Origin of the sequence: Polaromonas sp. YR568 (genome assembly GCF_943369415.1) — a bacterium.
In the GTDB taxonomy this organism is placed as follows: Bacteria; Pseudomonadota; Gammaproteobacteria; order Burkholderiales; family Burkholderiaceae_C; genus Polaromonas.
This window is the reverse complement of record NZ_CALRNF020000003.1, coordinates 43,105-66,202: the sequence shown is the minus strand read 5'-3', so window position 1 is coordinate 66,202 and position 23,098 is coordinate 43,105. Positions and strand designations below refer to the sequence as shown.

Annotated in this window: 20 protein-coding genes; 4 read left to right on the top strand and 16 right to left on the bottom strand. The window is 61.4% G+C overall.

Translation table 11 applies throughout. The features are described 5' to 3' along the window. Nucleotides 1-116 precede the first annotated feature (116 nt). The 9 genes from argB to ACLV74_RS02770 all read right to left on the bottom strand — a co-directional run bounded on the left by argB (nt 117) and on the right by ACLV74_RS02770 (nt 10,705). Nucleotides 117-1,013 (bottom strand): acetylglutamate kinase, encoded by an 897-nt coding sequence (gene argB / locus ACLV74_RS02810; protein ID WP_411878041.1) that lies wholly within the window; start codon nt 1,011-1,013, stop codon nt 117-119. A 104-nt stretch (nt 1,014-1,117) separates the two neighbouring features. Next, the gene (locus ACLV74_RS02805; RefSeq protein WP_411877848.1) at nt 1,118-1,999 is read right to left on the bottom strand and encodes an NAD-dependent epimerase/dehydratase family protein; all 882 of its coding nucleotides are present in this window, start codon (nt 1,997-1,999) and stop codon (nt 1,118-1,120) included. 2 nt (nt 2,000-2,001) lie between these two features. Further along, nucleotides 2,002-3,870, bottom strand: a complete 1,869-nt coding sequence (locus ACLV74_RS02800; RefSeq protein ID WP_411877847.1) for an NAD-dependent epimerase/dehydratase family protein — start codon at nt 3,868-3,870, stop codon at nt 2,002-2,004. Next, nucleotides 3,867-4,424, bottom strand: a complete 558-nt coding sequence (locus ACLV74_RS02795; protein ID WP_411877846.1) for a serine O-acetyltransferase — start codon at nt 4,422-4,424, stop codon at nt 3,867-3,869. The genes ACLV74_RS02800 and ACLV74_RS02795 overlap by 4 nt, the downstream gene beginning before the upstream one ends. Further along, a complete protein-coding gene (locus tag ACLV74_RS02790; RefSeq protein WP_411877845.1) occupies nt 4,421-5,875 on the bottom strand; it encodes a hypothetical protein in 1,455 nt (484 codons plus the stop codon). Before ACLV74_RS02790 ends, ACLV74_RS02795 begins: the two co-directional genes overlap by 4 nt. 9 nt (nt 5,876-5,884) lie before the next feature. Then, nucleotides 5,885-7,045, bottom strand: a complete 1,161-nt coding sequence (locus ACLV74_RS02785) for a hypothetical protein (protein ID WP_411877844.1) — start codon at nt 7,043-7,045, stop codon at nt 5,885-5,887. A 296-nt stretch (nt 7,046-7,341) separates the two neighbouring features. Further along, nucleotides 7,342-8,586 carry a glycosyltransferase family 4 protein gene (locus ACLV74_RS02780; RefSeq protein ID WP_411877843.1) on the bottom strand — a complete coding sequence of 415 codons (1,245 nt, stop codon included), beginning with the start codon at nt 8,584-8,586 and terminating at the stop codon, nt 7,342-7,344. Continuing rightward, nucleotides 8,583-9,713: a glycosyltransferase gene (locus ACLV74_RS02775; RefSeq protein ID WP_411877842.1), complete on the bottom strand. Its 1,131-nt coding sequence runs from the start codon at nt 9,711-9,713 to the stop codon at nt 8,583-8,585. Before ACLV74_RS02775 ends, ACLV74_RS02780 begins: the two co-directional genes overlap by 4 nt. A gap of 14 nt (nt 9,714-9,727) precedes the next feature. Then, nucleotides 9,728-10,705, bottom strand: coding sequence for an NAD-dependent epimerase/dehydratase family protein (locus ACLV74_RS02770; RefSeq protein WP_411877841.1), 978 nt, complete (start codon nt 10,703-10,705; stop codon nt 9,728-9,730). A 406-nt stretch (nt 10,706-11,111) separates the two neighbouring features. Here ACLV74_RS02770 and ACLV74_RS02765 point away from each other — a divergent pair, with 406 nt between their 5' ends. After that, nucleotides 11,112-11,672, top strand: a complete 561-nt coding sequence (locus ACLV74_RS02765) for a sugar transferase (protein ID WP_411878040.1) — start codon at nt 11,112-11,114, stop codon at nt 11,670-11,672. Between the two features lie 34 nt (nt 11,673-11,706). Then, nucleotides 11,707-13,662: a polysaccharide biosynthesis protein gene (locus tag ACLV74_RS02760; protein WP_411877840.1), complete on the top strand. Its 1,956-nt coding sequence runs from the start codon at nt 11,707-11,709 to the stop codon at nt 13,660-13,662. On the opposite strand, the gene rfbC is transcribed toward ACLV74_RS02760, so the two are convergent. From rfbC to ACLV74_RS02725, 7 genes are all read right to left on the bottom strand, one after another. Then, on the bottom strand, nt 13,659-14,198 hold the full coding sequence (gene rfbC / locus ACLV74_RS02755) for a dTDP-4-dehydrorhamnose 3,5-epimerase (RefSeq protein WP_411877839.1): 540 nt from the start codon (nt 14,196-14,198) through the stop codon (nt 13,659-13,661). The two genes, ACLV74_RS02760 and rfbC, sit on opposite strands and share 4 nt — an antisense overlap. Further along, the gene (gene rfbA / locus ACLV74_RS02750) at nt 14,195-15,082 is read right to left on the bottom strand and encodes a glucose-1-phosphate thymidylyltransferase RfbA (RefSeq protein ID WP_411877838.1); all 888 of its coding nucleotides are present in this window, start codon (nt 15,080-15,082) and stop codon (nt 14,195-14,197) included. Before rfbA ends, rfbC begins: the two co-directional genes overlap by 4 nt. Nucleotides 15,083-15,219: 137 nt before the next feature. Continuing rightward, complete coding sequence (locus ACLV74_RS02745; protein WP_411877837.1) at nt 15,220-16,860, bottom strand: glycosyltransferase; 1,641 nt, start codon at nt 16,858-16,860, stop codon at nt 15,220-15,222. Between the two features lie 8 nt (nt 16,861-16,868). Next, a complete protein-coding gene (locus ACLV74_RS02740; protein WP_411877836.1) occupies nt 16,869-17,855 on the bottom strand; it encodes a glycosyltransferase family 2 protein in 987 nt (328 codons plus the stop codon). Further along, entirely contained in the window at nt 17,852-18,979 is a 1,128-nt protein-coding gene (gene wecB / locus ACLV74_RS02735; protein ID WP_411877835.1) for a non-hydrolyzing UDP-N-acetylglucosamine 2-epimerase, read from the bottom strand. Before wecB ends, ACLV74_RS02740 begins: the two co-directional genes overlap by 4 nt. Then, nucleotides 18,972-19,982 carry a polysaccharide biosynthesis protein gene (locus ACLV74_RS02730; protein WP_411877834.1) on the bottom strand — a complete coding sequence of 337 codons (1,011 nt, stop codon included), beginning with the start codon at nt 19,980-19,982 and terminating at the stop codon, nt 18,972-18,974. The genes wecB and ACLV74_RS02730 overlap by 8 nt, the downstream gene beginning before the upstream one ends. 45 nt (nt 19,983-20,027) lie before the next feature. After that, nucleotides 20,028-20,879 (bottom strand): dTDP-4-dehydrorhamnose reductase family protein, encoded by an 852-nt coding sequence (locus ACLV74_RS02725; protein ID WP_411877833.1) that lies wholly within the window; start codon nt 20,877-20,879, stop codon nt 20,028-20,030. Nucleotides 20,880-21,247: 368 nt separating this feature from the next. On the opposite strand from ACLV74_RS02725, the gene ACLV74_RS02720 reads away from it, so the two are divergent. Together ACLV74_RS02720 and ACLV74_RS02715 are read left to right on the top strand one after the other, a co-directional pair. Then, the gene (locus tag ACLV74_RS02720; protein ID WP_411877832.1) at nt 21,248-22,360 is read left to right on the top strand and encodes a DegT/DnrJ/EryC1/StrS family aminotransferase; all 1,113 of its coding nucleotides are present in this window, start codon (nt 21,248-21,250) and stop codon (nt 22,358-22,360) included. A 12-nt stretch (nt 22,361-22,372) separates the two neighbouring features. Further along, nucleotides 22,373-23,074 (top strand): WbqC family protein, encoded by a 702-nt coding sequence (locus ACLV74_RS02715; protein WP_411877831.1) that lies wholly within the window; start codon nt 22,373-22,375, stop codon nt 23,072-23,074. Nucleotides 23,075-23,098 lie beyond the last annotated feature (24 nt).

The following is a 23,098-nucleotide window of genomic DNA, read 5'->3' as shown; positions in this document are numbered from 1 at the left end:
CTCCCCCCTGAGGCGCCTTCGGCGCCACCCCCTCAAGGGGGCGCCACCTGTGGCCCGGCAAAGCCGGTTCCACGGTGGCCGCTTGCAAAGAGTCAGGGCGCGTAATCACGGGCGGTTTAATGTGATCGGATCATGGTGCCGTAGGCCTGGTCGGTCAGGATTTCCAGCAGCATGGCGTGCGGCACCCGGCCGTCGATGATGTGGACCGCGTTCACGCCGCTTTTGGCCGCGTCCAGCGCGCCTTCGATCTTGGGCAGCATGCCGCCCGAAATCGTGCCGTCGGCGAAGAGCTCGTCGATCTCGCGGGCGCTCAGGTCGGTGAGCAGTTCGCCGGCCTTGTTGAGCACGCCGGGCGTGTTGGTCAGCAGAACCAGTTTTTCGGCTTTCAGCACCGTGGCCAGCTTGCCGGCGACCACGTCGGCATTGATGTTGTAGCTCTCGTTTTCCTCGCCGAAGCCGATGGGGCTGATCACCGGGATGAAGGCGTCGTCCTGCAGGGCCTTGACCACGCTGGGGTCTATGCTGACGATGTCGCCGACAAAACCGATGTCGTGTTCCTTCGTCGGGTCGTCCTTGTCGAGCATCTTGAGCTTTTGCGCGCGGATCATGCCGCCGTCGCGCCCGGTCAGGCCCACGGCCTTGCCGCCGGCCTGGTTGATCAGGCCCACGATGTCCTGCTGCACCTGGCCGGCCAGCACCCACTCGACGACTTCCATGGTTTCCTCGTCGGTGACGCGCATGCCCTGGATGAAGTGGCCCTTCTTGCCCAGGCGATTGAGCGCCGCTTCGATCTGCGGGCCGCCGCCGTGCACCACCACCGGGTTCATGCCCACCAGCTTGAGCAGCACCACGTCCTCGGCGAAGTCCGCCTGCAGGGCCGGGTCCGTCATGGCGTTGCCGCCGTATTTGATGACCAGGGTCTTGCCGTGGAACTTGCGGATGTAGGGCAGCGCCTGGGCCAGGATTTCGGCCTTGTCGCGCGGGCCGACGTGGGAAAGATCGGGATCAGTCATGGGGGTGTCGCTCATGGCCAAAGGGCTTTAAAAGGGAAGATGGCGCAATTGTGCAGCATCGCCGGGACTTGACCCGACACTTTGCGCCTGGCGGGCCCGGCAGGTCAGCGCAACGTCAGCAGGTAGGCCGGGTCGAAGCGGCCGGGCTGGTAGCCGAAGTCGCGCGTCGCGTCCTGGTGGTCGAACACCAGGTCGGCCTGCATGCGCAGGGCCATGTCGGCCGTCAGGTGCGCAAAGCGCGGATGCAGGCGCGCCAGCCGCACCGCGATGCGGAAGGCCCAGATCGGGACGGGGATGAACACCGGCTTGCGGCCCAGGGTCTCAAAGATGCGCCGCACCATGTCGACATAGGCGAGTGTCTCGCCGCCGCTCAGGTTGTAGGCCTTGTTGTAACTGGCGGGGGCGTCCAGGCTTTGCACGCAGGCCAGGGCCAGGTCGCGCGCATGCACCGGTTGCCGCCGGCCGGCGGCCTGGCCGAAACGCGGGAAAAACCCGAAGCGGCGTACCAGCCGGGCGATGTCGGCGACGTTGCGGTCCCCGCCGGCGCCGCCGTAAATCAACGTGGGCCGGAAAATCGTCCAGGCCATGCCCAGCCGCTGGCACTCGGCCGCCAGGTGGTCCTCGGCCGCGATGAGCTTGTTCACGACCTCCAGCTCATACGGGCTGGCCGAGGCCAGCTTGGTGAAGCGGCTGGTCGAGCTGAAGGCAATGACACGCCGCACGCCGCGTGCGTGGAACTTTTCAAGCCAGCCCGGCAGCAGCCAGAGGCTTGCGGTGTGGATGAGGGTGTGGGCTTCTATCGCCGGGACATCCGAGGCCTTGTCGGCCAGGTCGAGGAAACGCCAGGCGCAGTTTTCACCCGCAACCGATGTGCGGCCCAGAGTCTGGGCGGCCACGCCGCGTTCATGCAGCAGGGGCAGCAGCAGCGACCCTATGGTACTGGTCGCGCCCGTGACGAAAACCCCGCCATGCCAGCCTGTCGCCATCGCTATTCCTTGAGCAGTTGCCGTACGGTCTTGCGCAATGCGCCGTCGACCGAGATCGGGGGCTGCCAATTCAGCACGCGCCGGGTCTTGGTGATGTCGACCTGCAAGGTTTCGCACAGGCGCTGGACCACAGCCTCCTTGCCCAGCACTCGGCCGCCCATTCTCAGGATGAACATGGGCACAGGCAACAGGAACGCGGGCCTGCCGAAGGCCGCCGCCGTGCGCTGCAACAGCGCGGTGACCGTCAGGTCTTCGCCGTCGCTCACCAAAAAAGTCTGGTTGGCCGCGGCCGGATGGCGCAGGCAGGTGGCGATCAAATCCACCAGGTTGTCGATCGCGACCAGGCTGCGCTGATTGCCCAGGGAGCCGAGTGGCAGGGGAATGCCCAGCACCACCCACCGCATCATGGTGTGAAAGTTGGCCTTCACCCCGGGGCCGTAAACCAGCACAGGCCGGATGACGACGACCTCCATGCCGCTTTCTTCGGCCAGCCGCATCAACGCCTGTTCCGCCTCGAGCTTCGACACGCCGTAGGAATCCATGGGCACCGGCGTGTCGTCCGCCTCGAAGGGCTGGCCCACGGGCGTGGCCTCCCCGTTGACCTTGACCGAGCTGACAAAAACAAAACGTTTGACGCCGGCCGCGGCGGCCTGGCGCGCCAGGTTCATCGTCAGCGCCACGTTGATGCGGCGGAACTCCGCCAGCGGATCCAGCGCGGTCTCGCGCATGAGGTGGACCCGGGCCGCCAGATGCACGATGCTGTCGACACCCGCCAGCGCGGCAGTCCAGTCAGTTTGCTCGTCCATGTCGCCCAGCGCCAGGTGTTGCACAGCCGCCGGCGCGCCGGCGCCGGAGTTCTTGCGGACGGCGCCCAGCACCTCGTAGCCCCGGGACGGCAGGTCGGCGCAGACGGCCTGGCCGATAAAACCGCTGGCCCCCGTGACGAGCACACGATGGCCCGAAGCGCCGGCGGAGTCGGCAACCGGGGCCTGGATCATGACCTGCGACGCCGGCACCGGTTCGGCGGCGGGCCTGCTACGAAAAACTCCGCCCCATTTGCGCCAGTAGAGCCAGCCCGACTTGACCGTGATCAGTTTGGAGCGGAAGGAGCGGTGCGTATCGCGCGCCCACTGGTGCACCACACGAACGGCGGGCACATACACCACGCGGGCCGTCTTGAGCATTCGCCGGCCTATGTCCGCGTCTTCGTAATGCAGGAAGAAGTCCGGGTCAAAGCCGCCTATGGCTTGAAGCGGCGCGGTGCGGAAAAACATGAAGCAGCCCGTGGGGTACTCCAGGGGATGAATGGCTTTGTCATAGTCGCAATCGCGCATTTCGAACTCGTCGATGACGAAGCCGAGCCTGGATTGCAGCCACGGCGGGGAAAAACTGCGCAGGAACATGACCAGCAGCGTCGGGTTGCGCTTGCACAGGTAATGGCGCTCGCCATCCTCCCCGTAGACGGCCGGACTCAGCAAGCCGACGTCACGATGGTCTTCCATGAAGCGCAGGGCCTCAAGCAGCGCGTCGGGGTGGACAAAGAGGTCGGGATTCACCACCAGGTGATAGTCTGAACGGGCGCCCGCGATGACGAGGTTATTGCCGCGGCCGTAGCCCACGTTGCCCGCCGCGTCCAGCAGGTGCAAGGTCCAGTCCGGGACTGCCGGCCGAACGCCCTCCAGCCACTGCGCCACCTGGGAATGCAGAACCGGGTCGTCCGAATTGTCGACCAGCGTGAGTGACAATTCGAGCGAATATTGCTGCCCGGCCAGGCGCGCAGCCTCCTGCAAGGCCAGCAAGGTGAGTTTGACCATCTGCAGGTCGGGCTTGTAGATCACCAACGATGCGCTGATGACCAGGGGTTGGCTCACGGTGTCTCCTCACTGGAATCCGGGCCCTTCAGGGGCACGATGGTTGCCGGCACGCCTACAGCCAGCGCAAAAGCCGGCACGTCACGCAGAACCACGGCATTGGCACCTATCTTGGCATGCTCGCCCACCACGACGCGCCCAATGACCTTGGCGCCCGCGCCAATGAGCACGTTATTGCCTATTGCCGGCCTGAGGGCCACGGTAAAACCCATGTCAGGCTCGCTGGTTCCCAGCGTCACGCCCTGCATGATGGTGCAGTTGTCGCCGATGCGCTCCGCGCCCAGCACCGTGCCAACGGTGTGCGGCAGAAACAGCCCCCCTCCTATCTGCACCTGCGGCGACACCTCGATGCCGAAGACCAGCACGTTGAGCATGGAGAAAAACTTCGCGAACAGGCCCCAGCGGCGCTCGTAGCAAAACCCGGCAAGGCGCAGCAGCGTGACGGGTGCCATTCGCGGATTGAAGCAGGCGAGAACCAGCGCTGCCGTGGACACCGGCCCATGGTGTCCACGCATGCCGTAATAGCGCTCGATATCGGACCGCAATTTCTTCACAAAACCACTTTCTTGTAGGCAAACAATGCCGCTACGCTGACAGCCAAGCCCACGGACATGCACAAAAATCCGGCAAGCTCCGGATATGCCGGGGGCAAACCCGCGGACGCAAATGCCATGTAAAACAAGGGGGCCGTGCCGGCCGCCAAAAAAGGCCAGATCTGGCGCCGCCGCATGAGCTTGTTTTTCATCCGCGCATATTCCACCACGAATACGAGATAAAGAAAATTCGGCACAACAAAGGCCCAGCTCAGCGCTTCCAGCGAGCCGAAGCTGCCCAGCGCATAGCGGGTCGCGGCCAGCAGCGACAGGTTCAGGGCCACGTCGGAAATCACCAGCACGCGGGAATTGCGCGTCGCCAGGATCATGGTCCCGTAGACCCATGAAACACCCCGGAATATCACCGCGATGACCAGCACCATCAACACCCGGCCCGAAGCCTCGAATTGCGGGCTGTACAGCAGGGTGATCAGCGGCGCTTGCAGCAACACCATCGCATGGCAGATCAGGATGCTGGCACTGAGCACCAGGTAGGCCGTCTTGAGCATGCAGGCCTTCTGCGCCTCAGGACGCGTCGCGGCAGTGAGCAGCGGCAGGTAAATGGCGCTGCAGGCGGTCAGGAACAGCGTGGTGTAGTTGAAGGTCAAGGTCCAGCCGGCGTCGAACAGCCCCGCAAAAGCCAGCCCCTTGGCCTCGATCACCCAGGAGCGTATCAACAGCAGCGCGATGGTGGTCGACAAGGCCGCTACCAGATTGGAGAGGGCAAACCTGACGAAAGCACGGCTTTGCGCCTTGGGCAGGCCTTGCAGGCGCACAAGCGCTTCCAGACCCGGCAGGCGCGACACACCCAGCGCGCCGATCAGGCCAGTCACGCCGAAACACAGCACAAAAGCCGCCGCCAGAAGCCGCGGATCCGGCGCAAGCCGCCACCATCCAGCGCCGGCCAGCAGCAGCACCAGTGCCGCAGGCCCGGCAATTTGCGCCAGCGCCAGGTAGCGATAAGAGCGGTAGCCGTTGAGCACGGCGAGAGCATAGGTACCGGCGACATTGAGCATCACGGCCAGCGCAATCCAGCGTACCGTCGCCACAAGCCCGGGGGCCTGGGATGACAGGAAGAACTGCGTCAGTTGGGGCGCGGCGGCGGCGATGGCGAGCACCATGGCGGCACCCGACAGGCAGATGAGGCGCGCGGCGGTCGCACGAAACTGCCTGCGCGCGGCTTCCTCCTTGCGCTCGGCAAGCCCCTGGACCACCGAATTGGTTCCGCCGAAAGTGGCGCCTACCGTCGCGGCCTGGGCCATCTGCCGCAGTTGGGAGAACAGGCCGACCCCTTCCGGGCCCATCCAGTACGCCATCGCCTTGAAGCTTAAAAGCCACAAAAAGGCCGAGCCAAAAACACCCGCCGTGCTGGCGAGAATGCCGCTTTTCAGGTTTGTCGACAAGGCAGCCATGCGGCAGCGCTATGCGCCCGGCCTCGAGGCGGCCGGAGGGCGCAGGCGCGACAGCAGCATTCCCCAAAGGAAATAGGCGAATATGCCCGGATAAGGTTGGCGCAGCGTCACCTTGAAGCTGCTGTCGACCAGCACCATGAAGGCCACAAGGCCTGCGAGCCAGAAGACCTCATCCGGCAACGACTTGCGCAAGCGCCGCACCAGAAAGGCCGTATAGACGACCAAAGCCAGCAGCGGCAGCAGAGATATCAGCCCGAAGTTGTAGGTGAAATCCAGGTACCAGTTATGCGCGCTGGTCCTGACCTCGCGCGCCGGAGGCGACACATGGCCGAACAACAAGGCGCGCGGGCTTTCAGTGATCCAGGCTCCGTACATCTTCCAATCGCCAAGGCGCTCCTGGAGATTGACCGGCATCCGGCCCTCGGCCAGGGTCTGGAACTTGCCGAGGTACTGGCCTTGGTCGCCGATCAGGTTGTTGTTGTGTTTCGCGATGCTGTAGTACAGCGTCGCGCCGCCGGTCGCGATCAGGAACCCGCCGCCCAGCAACAGCAACAACACCCAGCGATCCGCTTTCAGACGGGATATCTTCCGCAGGAAAAACAGCAGCACAAAAATGATGTACAGCCCGATCGCCAGGAAGGAGGCACTGGCCAGCGCGTACACGCCCATGACCACGCCCAGGATTCGCAACAAGACCTTGTGCCGATCCCACAGATACACCAGGGTCAGGCAGAAAGCCGCGACAAAAACCACCGGCACAAACTGGAAATGCTGGTAAATGCTGAACACATAGAGGTGGTGCGTGAGCGTCAGGCTGCCTTGCAACCACCCGACCATCAGCTGAAAGGGAACCAGCACCAGCAGCACCCCCATAAAAGCCGTTGGGACCGCGTTGGTTTCGTCGTGCACCTGTTGGCCCAACACGAGTCCCATGGTGGGCAACAGAAATTGCCCGGCAAGCAGCAATTTTCGCGCCTCGATGTCCAGGGCCTCGCCCGCGAACAGGATGGACAGCAGCATGGCCGCCACAAGCACCGCGATGAAAGTGACCGCCACCATGGCCTGGCGGTAATTTTTCCTGAAGAACACCAGGCCGAAGAAGCAGGCGCCGATCGAAATCGGCAGCGGCAATTTGCTGAGCAAGCCACTGGAGTCGGTCACCAGCGCCACATTGTTGTAGACGCCGCCGGAAATCTGGATGAATAAAGGGAAAAGCAGTCCGATGGCGATGAGCCAAAGTACCGTGGAGTTCGTTTTGGATTGCATAATTCTTTTCATGTCAGCATGTCAGGCTGAACCAGCTTTGCCGCATGCGGGCATTCCGGCGGGTCCAGAGCATGCATCCCTATTTGCGCGAGTCGTTCTCGCTTGTGGCGTCGCCGATGCGACAGAGGCCGTCGGCGCAAGCCGCCCCATGAGTCTCCTGGAGCGAGCGGGCCGCGCGCCCTCCCTGAATACCGGTCACATCATTCATCATCGTGTCTCACACCAGTGCGTCGCGCCTGCAGAATTTCCACCAGCCGAACGACCTGACGGTTCATATTGAAATGTTCATTGAAATAAGCCCTGCCACTGCAGCCCATTGCATGCCTCTGAGTCGCCGTCAAAGCCTTCAGGCCGCGAATGCAACCTGCCAGCGCCTCGGCATTTTCGGGCTCGCAAACCATTCCGGCCCCGGAATTGCTCACCACCTTTGCACCCTCGCCATGCAAGGCTGCAACAATTGGCCTGCCGGCCGCCAGATAGGCTTGGATCTTGCTGGGCACAGTGTAAGCGAGCGCGCCCCCGCCTTTCAGGGACACCAGCAAAGCCGAAGCCCTGTCAAACAGTTGGGGCATCAGGGCCGCCGGGAAACGCCCCGGCAACAAGAGGTTGTCCAGCTTCATGAGCGCTTTTTGCCCTCGCGCCCAGTCCAGCATGCTGCCGCTGCCGACCAGCACCAGGCGTATGTCGGCCTCTCCTTGCAACAGGACGGCCGCCTCCACCAGCGTTTCAATGGCCTGGGCCTTGCCGATATTCCCGGCAAAAACGACGCTAAAGCCCGGCCCCAGCGCATCAAGCAGTTCAGGCGCGAGCCCTTGCGTGTTGTCTGCCGGCGCGTCGGGGTCGAGTGCGTTGGGGAAGTAAACGAGCTTGCCGCGGGCGGCATAGCGGGCCACGGGCTCTTCAAAGGCCCTTGATTGCAACAGCAAGGTGTCGCTCATGGCGTAAATCCAGCGCACCAGCAGGCCCACCCCTTTCAGCACGCCGCGGTTATGGACAAAGCCGGTGGCCTCCAGGCTCTCCGGCCACATGTCCTGCACCCAAATGGCCAGATGGGCCCGCTTCAGCCACTTGAGCAGGACGGCCGGTATGGCTTGAGTGATCGGCGACGGAGCAAAAACGAGAATAGCGTCGAAGGAATATGAACGCAGAAGCCAGGGCAGAAACAAAAGGCCGGAAAACATAAAGGACAGGTAGTTCATCGCGAGATTGAACCCGCCCCCCCCACCTCTTGGCCAGATAGGCACGCGGACCACGTCGACCTTATCCAGGTAGCGCTCGCGCTGGATACCCCCGGCACGGTAGCCCGCAAATACGTCGCCGTCCGGGTAGTTGGGCTTGCCGGTTGCCACCACCACCTCGTGCCCCTGCGCCACCAGCTTGCCCACAAGGTCGTTGACGATGAACTCTTCAGGCCAGAAGTATTGCGAAATCACGAGCAATTTCACGGCAACGGTCCGGCAGCGAGAATTCGGCGGTACAGCTCGACGTAGTGGCCAACCACGATCGGCCAGGCATACCGGGACCGCACAAAGGCCTCGAGGCGAAGCCCCGTTTCGCGGAGCGCATCGGAATCCTGGAGCAAGGCGGACAGGCCCACGGCGAGGCCGTCGCCGCTGGCTGCCACGATGAGCCGCCGGTCGACCGCGGCGATTTCATCAAACCCGCACTGGTCCGTTAGCAACACCGGGGTTCCGCAGATACCGGCTTCCAGCGCAACAATGGACATGGCCTCCTGGCGCGAAGGCACGACCAGCAATTGCGCGAAGCGGTAAGCGCCCGCCTTGGCCGTGCCGTCCAGATGGCCCAGGAAATGCACACGGCAGCCCAGCCCGGACTGCGCGGCCCTTGCACGCAAGGATTCCAGCATCCCGCCGTCGGGCCCGGCAAATACCAACTGGTGCCCGGGAAAGCGGTCGCAAACCCGCGCAAAAGCCTCCAGCAAAAGATCCGGGCCCTTGATAGGGTTCAGGCGTCCCATGAACAGGATGAAGGGTGCATCCGCAAGGCCCTGCGACCGAAGGAAGGTCGCCCGGTCGGTCGGGGGGAAATCTTCTTCAGACACCCCGTTGGGTATCACCATCACACGTGAAGCAGGCACACCGTAGCGCTCAAAATGCGAAAACTCACCCGGCGTCACGGCAATCCAGCCGGCAGCATTGCGAATCACGGCCTTGCCCACCAGCAGGTTGTAAAGCCGCTTGAGCCAGGCGGAACGGCCAAACAAGGGCAAGGCCCCGGCGGGGCACACGACATAAGGCTTGCCCACGGCGCGCGCCGCCAGGTAAACCATGGCATTAAGCACGCCCCAGTGGCCGATCAGGTGAATCACGTCGGCCGTCTCCACAAGCTTGCGTATGGTTTTCCAGCGCACGCGAGGCACGAAAAACCGTTCCCACAAGGAGTCCAGCGCCACCACCGTGGCCGGCGCCAGGGCAAGGACCCGGCCGGCGTCCAGCCCGGTGCCCAGGGTGAGCACCGTGCACGCCACGCCGCGCCGCGCCAGAAAGCGGCTCATCTGAAACGTTCTTTCGGCCGTTCCTCCGCCGCCGCGCAGGCTCAGGGAAGAGCTCACATTGAGTACACGCACTAGAGGCCGGCCTTTCCGGGGCGGTCCAGGTACTGTGAGCGATACCAGGCCGCATAGCGAAGCAGGCCGTCCCCGAACGGCACGGGCGGCCGAAAGCCCCATGCGCCCAGCTTGCCGGCGTCGTATATGCAGAGAGGATTGACGTTGTTTTTTCCCAGGGCCCGGAGCATCAACGACAGTACCCACGCAGGAAGGAAAATCCGCGGCCGCGGTGAACGCTGAATTCCCAAAGCCTGCATCATCGCGAATTCGACGCTGGAAAATTCATTGGACGGCGCGTCATCGTCAGAGACAATAAATATCTCCCGGTCCAGGGCGCGGCCGGGATCGGCCAGGAAAATGATCGCCGCAACGACGTTGTCGATGTGCACGAGGTTCATCCGCCTGCGCCCAAAGATACAGGCCTTGGCCGCATTTCGCCAGCGACTGCCTCCGGCAAGGTCCCGGGCCAGTTTCTTCAGATTCTCGCCACCGGGACCAAACACGGCTGTGGGCCTGAGAACTGCCACGCCGTGGCAGTTCTCGCCGGCCGTCAGAACGGCGGCTTCCATCTTCAGCTTGGTCGTGGCGTAGGCCGTCGCAGGCCGGCAAGGGCTGGCTTCCGTGACACACTTGTCCGGGGTGCGGCCCGCGACATCGGCCGTGCTGCAGTGGATGACCCGCGCCACTTTTGCCTGGCGGCAGGCCACCAGCAAGTTGCCAACGGCGGCCAGGTTTTCCACCTCGCCTTCGCCCCAGAGGTAAACGAGGTTGATGACCGTACAGCCCTGCTCGACAAAGCCCTTGAGTGTGGAGGGATCACGGAGGTCGCCCTGGACGACTTCCACTTCAGGCGGCCACGCTGACTGCGCCGCCTCGCTGCGCAAGGAGCGGGACAGGACCTTGACCCGGTACCCGCCAGAGCGCAGCAGCGCGCTCACCAGGTGAGTCCCGATGAAACCCGACGCACCGGTGATTGCAATGGTTGTCAAAGCCATAACAGCCTAACCCGAAGCCGTACCGACAGCGTCCACAACTGCACACTCATTCCATCCATAGAAATTCGACAACAGGCGGTTCCGCCGAGACGCAGGGGGAAACAGGAGAGACGCCATGTCCTGGCTGACTGGCCGCGCGTCAAAGCCCAGGCCGGCAGCATAGAATCAAGTCTGACGGAATCCCGCCTTATCCACTGGTGAGGCGTTATTCTATGCACCTGGGCGGGAAACCTAATAAAAACAACATTAGCCAGCTATTCGCCCATTGGAGAAACATCACGCCGCCATACTTGGACGGCTGCTTTCAGGGCCGGCCGGGCTCTGCATGTGCATAAAAAGGCAGCCCGCCTGGAGCATTGAGACAAAAGGATAGCCCATGGGCGCAATATTAGGGTACGGGGGGCGCTTGAAGCGGATATTTGACTTGGCACTAGCCATTTTTCTCTCGGGCTTGTTGGCCCTTCCGATCCTGATCCTGGCCGTCCTGGTCCGACTGACGTCGCCTGGGCCCGCGTTGTATTGGTCGGATCGCGTCGGGCGCCGCAACACCATATTCAGGATGCCCAAGTTCCGCAGCATGCGTGTAGGCACACCGGCCGTCGCCACCCATTTGCTGGCCAACCCCCAGGCTCACCTGACCCCGATAGGCGCCTTTCTGCGCAAAAGCAGCCTCGACGAGCTGCCGCAACTGTGGAGCATTCTCGCCGGCGACATGAGCTTCGTTGGCCCAAGGCCGGCCCTGTTCAACCAGGCCGACCTGATTGCCCTGCGCACGGAACAAGGCGTGGATGCATTGGTTCCTGGACTCACTGGATGGGCGCAGGTCAATGGCCGCGACGAGTTACCCATCCCCGACAAAGTGGCGCTGGACGCCGAGTATCTGCGCCGCCGGTCGATCTGGTTCGACATGCGCATTTTGTGGTTGACTGCGGTCAAGGTGCTGCGCCGTGACGGTGTGTCCCATTGAGTCCGCCGCCCATCGAGCTTACTGTGTACAGGCAATGATAAAAAACAAACTGCTAAGCCAGCCGCGGCGCGTCAAACAACTGGTGGTGCTGGCGGCGGACGCCGTGATGGGCGTGGCCGCTGTCTGGCTGGCCTATTCCTTGCGCCTCGATAGCCTTCACTGGCCTCACAGCCCTCATCAATGGTGGCCCTACCTGCTCGCGCCGGTTCTGGCCGCGCCCATCTTCTGGCGCAACGGGCTCTACCGGGCCGTTTTCCGGCACAGCGGCATGGCGGCCATGCGCGCGCTGGCCGTGGCCGTGTCGCTGTACTGCGTGCTGTTTTCCGGCGTGCTGGTGTTGATGCAGTGGCCTGATGTCCCCCGTTCGATCGGGTTGCTGCAGCCGCTGATATTGATGCTGCTCATAGGCGGAAGCCGGGCGGTCGCGCGCCAATGGCTTAGCAGCCTTTCCGCCAGCCAGCGCCACAGCCTGCCGGTCAGCCACCTGCTGATCTATGGTGCGGGATCCGCCGGCGTCCAGATCGCCAACGCCATCGCCACCTCGCACGAGTTCAAGCTTTTCGGGTTTATCGACGACAGCCGCACCCTTCAGGGCCTGACCATCAATCACGTACCGGTCTATGCGCCCGGCGAACTGCCTCGCCTGGTCGAAAAATACGACATCACCGACATGCTGCTGGCATTGCCATCTGTCAGCAGGTCCAGGCGCAATGAAATCCTGAACGAACTCCAGCCATTGCCGGTCCACGTGCGCTCCCTGCCAGGCCTGACCGATCTCGCCCATGGCCGCGTGGCTCTGGCCGACATCAAGGATCTCGACGTGGAAGACCTGCTGGGGCGCGATGCCGTTCCGCCCAACCGCGAATTGCTGGTCCGAGGCCTGGCAGGCAAGGTCGTGTTGGTCACCGGCGCCGCCGGCAGCATCGGCAGCGAACTGTGCCGGCAGATATTGCAGGAGCACCCGGTGCGCCTGGTTCTGGTGGAGCACAGCGAATTCGGTCTCTACACCCTGCAGCAGGAACTGCAGCAGCTAAGCCTGCGCCTGGCAGAACGCGCCGGTGTCAGCGTCGAACTCATTCCCCTGCTGGCCAATGTACGGGACTACACGCGAATGCTCGAGATTTTCCGCGCCTATCGGCCCCACTCGGTGTTTCACGCCGCGGCTTACAAGCACGTCCCGCTGGTTGAGCACAATCCGGCCGAAGGCATTGCGAACAACGTCCTTGGCACACTGAGCGCGGCGCGCTCCGCCGTCGAAACCGGCGTCAACCAGTTTGTGCTGGTGTCCACCGACAAGGCGGTGCGCCCTACCAATGTCATGGGGGCCAGCAAGCGCCTGGCCGAAATGGTGCTGCAAGCCCTGTCGTCCATTCCGGCCGTCACCTTCAAGGAAGGGCTGCCCTCCGTCGACAATCACACCTGCTTTTCAATGGTTCGCTTCGGCAACGTGTTGGGCAGCAGCGGCAGTGTCGTGCCCCTGTTCCGGCGCCAGATCGAAAGTGGCGGCCCGATCACACTCACGCATGCCGATGTCACGCGTTACTTCATGACCATTCCCGAAGCCGCCCAGCTGGTCTTGCAGGCCGGCGCCATGGCCACAGGCGGCGAGGTTTTTGTGCTCGACATGGGCGAGCCGGTCAAGATCATCGATTTGGCCCACCGCATGGTCAAACTCTCCGGCCTCACGGTGCGCGACGAGAGCCGTCCGGACGGCGACATCGCCATCGAAGTCACGGGACTGCGCCCGGGGGAAAAACTGTATGAGGAACTGCTGATCGGCGACAACCCGGCGGCAACCGTTCACCCGCGCATCCTCAAAGCCCACGAGGATTTTTCCCCTTGGACTGAATTCCGGGCGGACCTGGAGCAACTCCAGCGAGCGGTCGCCGTTAACGACACGGCGGCTTTGCGGGCCCTCCTGCTCAAACGCGTGAGCGGGTTCACGCCGGATGCGCAGGACAGCGATCTTGTGGGCATGGCGGGCAACTAAAAGTCGGCGGCCTTAAAAGCCTGGCCGACGCCGTCTTTGGCCGACAAGGTGGGCGCACCGTCCAGCGGCCACGAGATCGCCAGCGTCGGATCGTTCCACGCGAGGCAGCGCTCCTGCTCGGGTGCGTAATAGTCGGTGGTTTTATAGAGAAAATCGGCGCTGTCGCTGAGTACCAGAAAACCGTGCGCCAAGCCGGGCGGCACCCACAGCTGCAGATTATTGGATTCGCTCAATTCCAGGCCGGCCCACTTCCCGAAGGTCGGCGAACCGGGGCGGATGTCGACGGCGACGTCGAAAACCGCCCCCCGAGCGACGCGGACAAGCTTGCCTTGCGGTTGCCCTAGCTGGTAGTGCAGCCCGCGGAGCACGCCCCTGGCGGAACGGCTGTGGTTGTCCTGCACGAAATGATGATCGGTGCCGGTGGCATCGTTGAAGGCCCGCTGGTTGAAGCTTTCGAAGAAGAAGCCCCGCGAATCACCGAAAACCCGGGGCTCGATGATCAGGACGTCGGCGATTTCCGTAGGCGTGACTTTCATGGCCGCCCTCCTTCCTTGAGCAAGCGCATCAGGTATTGGCCGTAGCCGTTCTTGGCCAGTGGCATCGCCAGTTGCGCCAGCTGGGCGCCGTCGATAAAGCCGTTACGCCAGGCGATCTCCTCCGGGCAGGCAATTTTGAGTCCCTGGCGGTGCTCCAGTGTCGCGATGAACTGGCCGGCATCGAGCAAGCTGTCATGCGTGCCGGTATCAAGCCACGCGTAGCCGCGCTGGAGGATCTGCACATTCAACTGGCCGCGAGCCAGGTAAGCCTCGTTGACAGCCGTGATTTCCAGTTCACCGCGTGAACTGGGCTTGATGGACTTGGCGATCTCCACGACCTGGGCGTCGTAAAAATAGAGGCCGGTGACGGCGTAATTGCTTTTGGGCACAGCAGGTTTTTCTTCGATGCTGCTGGCCTTGCCGGTCTGGTCAAACGCCACGACGCCATAGCGCTCGGGATCCTGCACATGGTACGCAAATACCGTTGCGCCGCCTTGCTGCGCATCAGCTTCCATCAGCAAGGTATGCAGGTCATGCCCGTAGAAAATATTGTCGCCCAGCACAAGGGCGGAGGGCGCGCCGGCGAGGAAGGCCTCGCCGATGATGAAAGCCTGCGCCAGCCCGTCGGGGTTCGGTTGAACCGCGTATTGGAGCTTCATGCCCCATTGCGAACCGTCGCCCAGCAACTGCTCGAAGCGCGGAGTGTCTTGCGGCGTGCTGATGATGAGCACTTCACGGATCCCCGCAAGCATCAATGTGCTCAGCGGGTAGTACACCATGGGTTTGTCATACACCGGCAGCAACTGCTTGCTGATGGCCAGCGTGGCGGGGTGCAAACGTGTGCCCGAGCCGCCGGCGAGAACGATGCCTTTGCGTTGAGTCATGGGTACAGGGTCCATTGAGTGAGTCTGCATACGGGTGACGGCTGCGCCGGGGCAGGAGGCTCGGGGTTAAATCGATATCGCAGTTTAGCCATGTTCAGGCCGTTTTAACCCGCAAGCGGCTGCCGCGCGGTGTCTACCTACTTCAGATCGATATCTTCGAGTCTCCAGAGACCCAGGCACTTGTCCGTGAACATGTTGTTGCCCTCCGTGCATCCCTCATTGATAAGCAGTTGGGGGGGCGGGAAGTTGAAAGGCGGCAGCTGCTTGTTCAACGGGCGCCAGAAGCCGCTGCCGAGATCCTGGTTCGCCTTGCGCTGTGTAAACGTGGTGGTGAGCAGATAAGTGGCACCCGAGCGCTTGAAGTTGGCGATGATTTTCCGGGCGTCGTCGAACGACAGATGAACCAGGCAATCCCGGGAAAAGATCAGGTCAACTTTCGGCAACTCGCTGCTCGCCAGGTTCAGGCACTGGAAACTGGTTTTTCCCGTACCGAATTCACGCTGGTTTCTGGCAATCATGGGCTCGACGATATCGACGCCAATGTAGCGATCGACCGGCAAATCGACATGCCGCATCCAGTACCAGTCACCGCATGGCGCGTCCAGAAAAGTCTTGACGTCCAGGCTCTGGAGCAGGCGCGGTATCTCCCGTCGTATGACGGCCGTCTGCACCATGTCCGAGCCCTCCCCCGAGCGCGACTTTGCTCCTCCGAAGATGTTCTTGTCATACACCTCGGAGAATTTCTCTTTGAGCGCGAGATCGCGCACCGCCTCCGCGGGTGGGGCACGCAGCCTGGCGCCGCGAAGCAGCCGGCGGACAAGCCCCCGCACACGCGCCGGCAAGAGGCGCCGCAGCGGTTGAACGCAGTACTTGAGCGGGCCAAGCACCAGGCTCGCCCCGACTCGCAGCTGCGTCGGCAAGGGCTCGCCCGCAAGCTTCGCCAGGGCAAGCCGGCTGGCTGTCATTGCGGCTTGAGAAAACCCGCGCCACCACATGCTGGAGGCGATCCGGGCATATGCCAGCGGCAGGGGTTCGCCCGAGGCTTGTTTCAGTTCGCCTTCACCCAGCCTCAACGCAAACCCGGACAAGAGCGCATTGCACTCGCCGAGCACAACGGCGCCCATCTTGAGGCTGTCCTGCTCCGCATGGCTTCTGGCTTTGACCAGGATGTCCGGAATATGCACAAACGAAAATTTTTCAGCCATCCTGAACCAGAGGTCGTAATCCTGGGTGGTGCGCAGCGCGGCGTCAAATTTCCCGCACTCCGCAAAGGCCTGCTTTGGAATGAGCAGCGCGCAGCCATGCAGCCTGTTCTCGATGGTCAGCCAGTAGCGGAACGCCTCGGGCGGCACTCCACGCAAGGTCACGCGCACCGCCGTGTCCGGGTCGTCAGTGAACACTTCGTAATTGCTGTAGATAACGGTGCGCGGACCGGCCGCCTGGGCCAGCGCCTGCATTTGCCGTGAAATTTTCTCAGGCACATAGAGGTCATCGTGGCTCAACCATGAGAAAAAATCGCCGGCCATTTTTTCAACACCGTAACTCAATGCCGAAGCAACGCCGCCGTTTTCCTTCTTGTAATAGCGGATGCGATCGCCGTAAGACAGAGCCACTTTCTCGGTCCGGCCATCGTCAGTGGACCCGTCGTTGATCACCACCACTTCGATATTAGGATAGGTCTGGGCCAGCGCGCTGTCGATGGCCTCGCCAAGGTAATTGCTGCCGTTGTAGACGGGGATGACTATGGAAACCAGGGCGGTCTGGGCAGGCACGTTCATTCGAAAGGTCAATCATCAGTTTTTTCGGGAGAGGCCACGGCAGCCGCGCTGGTCCGCGGGGACAAAGAAGCATTATCCGGCGAGGCCCAGCGATATGCCATGACCGCCAGTTGCCGAAACCAGAGAAAGAACCAGTAACGGTAGGCCGTGCGCAACAGCTGCCGGCCCTCCTCCCTCCAGGCCGGCACGGTCAGGAAGGCCCGGCCGTAGTAGTAATACAGGGAGCCTATGCCCCGCCTTTTGACCAGCGTGCCCACGGCAGTGTCTTCGGCCAGAATTTTCCGCACGTAGTAGTCCAGCGCGCCCACGATCTGCGCAGGGTCCTGGGCTGCCAGGCTGTTCTCCGTGTGCGTCCTGAGCCGGCAGGTGAAGGCCGGCATGGCGTCTATTCGCGTCAGCTTGGAGATGCGCCGCCACATGTCGGTGTCCTCGAAGCGATGCATGTTCTCGTCGAAGCCACCGGCTTGTTCAAACAGTTCGCGCCTGGCCATCACGGTGGGCAGGGTGATCGTCACGGGCCGGAAAAAGGCGATGGAGGTATAGATCCAGCCCGAAACCGAAGCCCGGTAGTTTTCAGCGAGCGGGTTGCCGGAATAGTCTATGCAATGGGCCGAGGTGTAGACCATGCCCGTTCCGGGATGGGCATCGAGGTACTCGACCTGCATGGCAAGCTTGCCGGGCATGTAGAGATCGTCCGAGTCGAGAAAAGCGATGTAGCGGCCGCGCGCGCGCGACAGCGCATGGTTCCTGGCATTGGAGCGGCCCTTGTTGGCCTGCCGAAGGTAAATGACGCGCGGATCGGCCAGGCCCCGCATCACCTCGGCGGTGTTGTCGCTGGATCCGTCGTCGACCACGATGATCTCGAAGTCGGTGAAGCTTTGCGACAGCACGGATTCGACCGCTTCGCCGATGAAGTTCCCGCGGTTGTAGGTGGGCAGGATCACGCTGACAACAGGACAGGCGGCGGCTGCCGCACCGGCCTGCGCGTCAGTCATGGTTTCGACCACACGACGCGGTTGATGTAGTCCACGTAACTGAAGACGATCCGCAACACCTGTTTGGACACGTGCGGATTTTCGTAGTCGGCCACCGGCAACACCGCCCGCCCGCCGGCCACGGCCTGGCTGGCAACGACCTTGACGGCATCCAGCACCCGCTCGCGCTTCAGGCCGCTCATGATCAGCGTGCCCACGTCCATGCCCTCGGGGCGCTCGTGCGCATTGCGGATCGTGATGGCGGGAAAGTTCAGCAGCGAAGATTCTTCGGTGATCGTTCCGCTGTCGGAAAGCACGCAAAAAGCCTTGGTCTGCAGGTGCACATAGTCCAGGAAGCCGAAGGGCTTGCTGAAGACGATCTTGTCGCTCAGCACGGATCGGTCCATCTCTTCCAGGCGCTTGCGCGTGCGGGGATGCGTCGACACGATGACAGGAAAGCCATACACCTCGACCAGCGCACCCAGTGTGTCGAGCAGGTCCGCCAAGGCGGCCGGCGAATCGACGTTTTCCTCGCGGTGCGCGCTGACCAGGAAGTATTGCTGCGCGTTCAGGGACAGCCGGCTCAGGATGTCGGATTTTTCGATGCCGGGCCGGTAATAGTCCAGCACCTCGCGCATGTGCGAGCCGGTTTTGAAAATCGTTTCCGGCCGGATGCCCTCGTCCAGCAAATAGCGGCGCGCATGCTCGGTCAGCACCATGTTGATGTCGGAGAGATGGTCCAGCACCTTGCGGTTGAGCTCCTCCGGAACCCGCTGGTCAAAACACCGGTTGCCGGCCTCCATATGAAACACCGGTATCTTGCGGCGCTTGGCCGACAGGACGGCCAGGCAGGAATTGGTGTCGCCGTACAGCATCACCGCATCGGGCGCCTCTTTTTCCATCACCTCATCCGACTTCGCGATGACCTGGGCGATGGTCTGCGCCGCGTTGCTGCCGGCAGCCTCCAGAAAATAGTCCGGCTTGCGGATCTTCAGGTCGTCGAAGAACACCTGGTTCAACTCATAGTCGTAGTTCTGCCCGGTATGGACCAGCACGTGCCGGGTGTGGGCATCCAGTTCGGCGATGACGCGGCTCATCTTGATGAGCTCAGGCCGGGTACCAACGATGGTCATCACCTTAAGCATTGAGCTGCTCCTGGATGAAGTCGAGCTTGAGCAGCAGCTTCTTCACGCCTTCAATCTCAAGGCGCTCGGTGTTGTGCGAGGTGTAGTCGTCGAATGCGGCCATGCCGGTTTCGCCCTCGATAAAGAATTTGTTGTAATTCAGGTCGCGGTTGTCCGCAGGAATCCGATAGTACTGGCCCATATCTTCCGCCTTGGCCATCTCCTCGCGCGACACCAGGGACTCGTACAGCTTTTCGCCGTGGCGGGTGCCGATCACCCGCACGGGAGCCTCGGCGCCATAGATTTCCATCAGCGCCTGGGCCAGCACCTCAACCGTAGACGCCGGCGCCTTCTGCACAAAAATGTCGCCTTGATGCCCATGCTCAAACGCATGCAGCACCAGGTCGACAGAGTCTTCGAGCGACATGAGAAAACGCGTCATGGAGGGGTCCGTCAGCGTCAGCGACTTGCCCGCCTTGATCTGACCCACAAACAGCGGAATCACGGAGCCGCGCGATGCCATGACGTTTCCGTAGCGCGTGGCGCAGAGCACGGTCTCTTTTTCCGTGCGGCTGCGCGCTTTCGCGACCATCAGTTTTTCCATCATGGCCTTGGAAAGGCCCATCGCGTTGATCGGATAAACGGCCTTGTCCGTACTCAACACCACCACCCGCTCAACGCCGGCAGCTATGGCCGCATTCATGACGTTCTCCGCGCCCAGCACATTGGTTCTGACGGCTTCCATCGGGTAGAACTCGCAGGAAGGAACCTGCTTCAGCGCTGCGGCATGAAAGACGTAGTTCACATCCTTCATCGCGTCGCCGATGCTGTCGGAGTTCCGGACGTCACCGATGTAGAACTTCAGCTTGGGGTGATTGAAGTCAATCCGCATGTCCTCTTGCTTTTTTTCATCCCGGCTGAAGATGCGAATCTCGCGCACATCCGTCTCAAGAAAACGCTTGAGCACCGCGTTGCCAAACGAGCCGGTGCCGCCCGTGATCAATAAAATTTTGTCTTTAAACATAAATCAGCCCGCATGTCAGGTAAGGAAAGCTTGGAATATTGGCGTCTACTGGAATTCGTGCATCCGCTCAATCAGCGTTTGCCACGGCGGTGCAACGTAGCCGGTTGCCGCCGTGAAACGCCCGGCGTTGAGCGAGCGGTCAATGGCAAAGTCATTGTCCGGAACAATCTCGATCTTCTTTTTGTAAACCTGCGCAACCAGACTTAGCAGCTTGTACTTGTCAATGGGCTCCGCCGCCACGTGATAAAGCCCGCGAAGTTCCGGCTTGGGCAAGACAAAATCACGCACAACGCGCGCCAGCTCGACGGTAGGCAGGCCGGAGAAAATGGCTCGCGTGAAGCCCTTGACTTGGCCCTCTTGCGCCAAAAACCACCCCACCAGGCTGCGATGGCCGGCAAGTTCGTGGCCAATAATCGACGTCCGCAAGGTGACGGCGTGCGGGTAATCCACTTCGCCCAGCAGCTTTGAGCGTCCGTACAGATCGTAGGCATCGGGAAAGTCCGACTCCAGATAGTTGCCCTTTGATCCAGAAAATACGCAGTCGGTGCTCACATGAACTAGCCGTGCGCCACCTACGGCGCAGAGACCGGCCAATCGATGCGGCAACAAGGCATTGATGGGCAAGGCAATCAGAGGGTCGTTGACCTGCGAAAGCTGTTTGACAAGGCCTACGCAATTGATGACAACATCAGGCCGTGCTTCTGCAAACACCCGAACCAGCGAATCGTGGTTCTCGACGTCGGCTCCGCCTATGATTTGTCCTGCGCCATTTCCCTTGAAAGTGGCGCTGGCGCCGCGAACCGTACCGAAAACTTCATGCCCTCCGCCATCTGACGCCAATGTCTTGAACATGGCGCTGCCCAGCATTCCCGTGGCCCCCAGCACTAACAATCGCATATATATCTTCTTCCAGGCAGTGAGTACCCAACTCCGGCACATGCGCAGAGGTGAAATCTTGGCTACTAGACGCAAGACGGCATGATGTTACCATTGGAAGATTGATGATCGGGGGCTTCCACGATCCGGTCGGCCCTTGCTAGAACACACAAGAGTTAAGGTCAAGGCAGACGTTGCGCCGGCCGCACATGACGCTCAAAGTCAATTTCCATAGGCCTGATGCAATGGACGCAACCGAGCTGTTCACTGGTGACGGATTGAATCCTCCGGAAAAACATCCGTCCTTGAATGCGGCGCCGGCCACGCCAGAGACCGTTCGGGGCGGCAAAGCAAAGTCCGCGCCGATTGGAGCTAACCAGATATAAGCCATGAAGAGCAAGCCGATCTACGTAACCCAACCTTATCTTCCGCCCCTGGAGGAATTCATCCCCTCCCTGCGGGAAATCTGGGACAGCAAAATATTGACCAACGGCGGCCCCTTTCACCAGCAACTGGAAAAGGCGCTCTGCGAGTACCTCGGCGTCAAACATATCTCGCTTTTCACCAACGCCACCATCGCGCTGGTGACCGCACTGCAGGCGCTGCGCATCACCGGCGAGGTTATTACCACGCCCTACTCATTTGTCGCGACCGCGCACTCCATACTCTGGAACGGTCTGACGCCGGTTTTTGTCGATGTGGATCCCGTGAGCTTGAACCTGGATCCGGCGGGCATTGAGGCGGCTATCACACCGAGAACCACCGCCATCCTGCCCGTGCACTGCTATGGCTACCCCTGCGACGTTGAAGCTATTCACAAAATCGCTCGCACCCGAGGTCTCAAAGTTCTTTACGATGCGGCCCACGCTTTTGGCGTGAAGTTTCATGGAGAAAGCCTCCTGAACCATGGGGATCTCTCCGTTCTGAGCTTTCACGCCACCAAGGTTTTCAACACCTTTGAGGGCGGCGCCATTATTTGCCACGACGCTGAAACCAAGCAGCACATCGACAGGTTGAAGAATTTTGGCTACGTCGATGAGGTCAACGTACAAAGCTCCGGAATCAACGGCAAGATGAGTGAAATCCACGCCGCCTTCGGCTTGCTGCAACTCAAACACGTCGGGACGGCACTGCAAAAACGCCGCGCCATTGACGTACGGTATCGAAGCGCACTCGCATCGATCAAGGGCATCCAGGTCCTGCAGCCCGAAACGCATCAGCAGGAAACCAGTTTTTCCTACTTTCCGATTCGTGTGCAGGGCAGCTACCCCCTCAGCAGGGATGCGCTTTATCAAAAACTGAAGGACAGGAATATCTTCGCAAGGCGTTATTTCTACCCGCTGATCACCCAGTTTCCGCCCTACCAGCAATTCCCGTCAGCCCTTCCGGCCAACCTGCCCGTGGCCAGCCAGGCGGCCGAAGAAATACTCTGCCTGCCGATTTACCCGGATCTTCAAAGCGAGCAAGTGGATGCGATCGTTGAATTGATAGCCACAGCCTGAGGCGGGAACTCGATGGGCAGCCTCGCGATCATGCAACCCTATTTTTTCCCCTACCTGGGGTACTGGCAATTGATCAAAGCCGTTGACAAGTTTGTTGTTTACAACGACGTCAACTACATTACGCGCGGCTGGGTCAACCGTAACCGTATTCTGGTCAATGGGCAAGCGCACTACATCACCGTGCCTCTCAAGCACGCATCCCAGAATCGGCTCATTTGCGAGATCGAGCTGGACACGACCTCAGCTTGGCGCGAGAAGCTGCTCAAGACCATCAGTTTGAGTTATCGAAAGTCCCCGCATTTTTTGGACGTGTTTCCGGTAATTGAAGGCCTGATTCGCCAACCCGCCACCACACTCTCGGAATACCTGGGCTTTCAATTGCGAACTCTTGCCGGGCACATGGGAATCACGACAACATTCGGCGCCAGTGAGCAGTACGGAAATCGGGATATTTCAGGAACCGACCGGATTCTCAACATTTGCAAACTCGAGGGCGCGTTGACATACGTCAACGCCCCGGGTGGGCGGCAACTCTATGATCCGGCTGTTTTCTCCGGGCATGGCATCAAATTGAGATTCCTTAACACCCGGCCTCTCGCATATGCGCAAAGAGCGGAAGCGTTCACGCCCCACCTTTCAATTATCGATTTGTTAATGGAAAATGGTTTTTCAAAGGTATCAGCCTATCTGGACGAATTCGATCTTCTAGCCTGATGCAGGCTGGAATTTATACCTTAT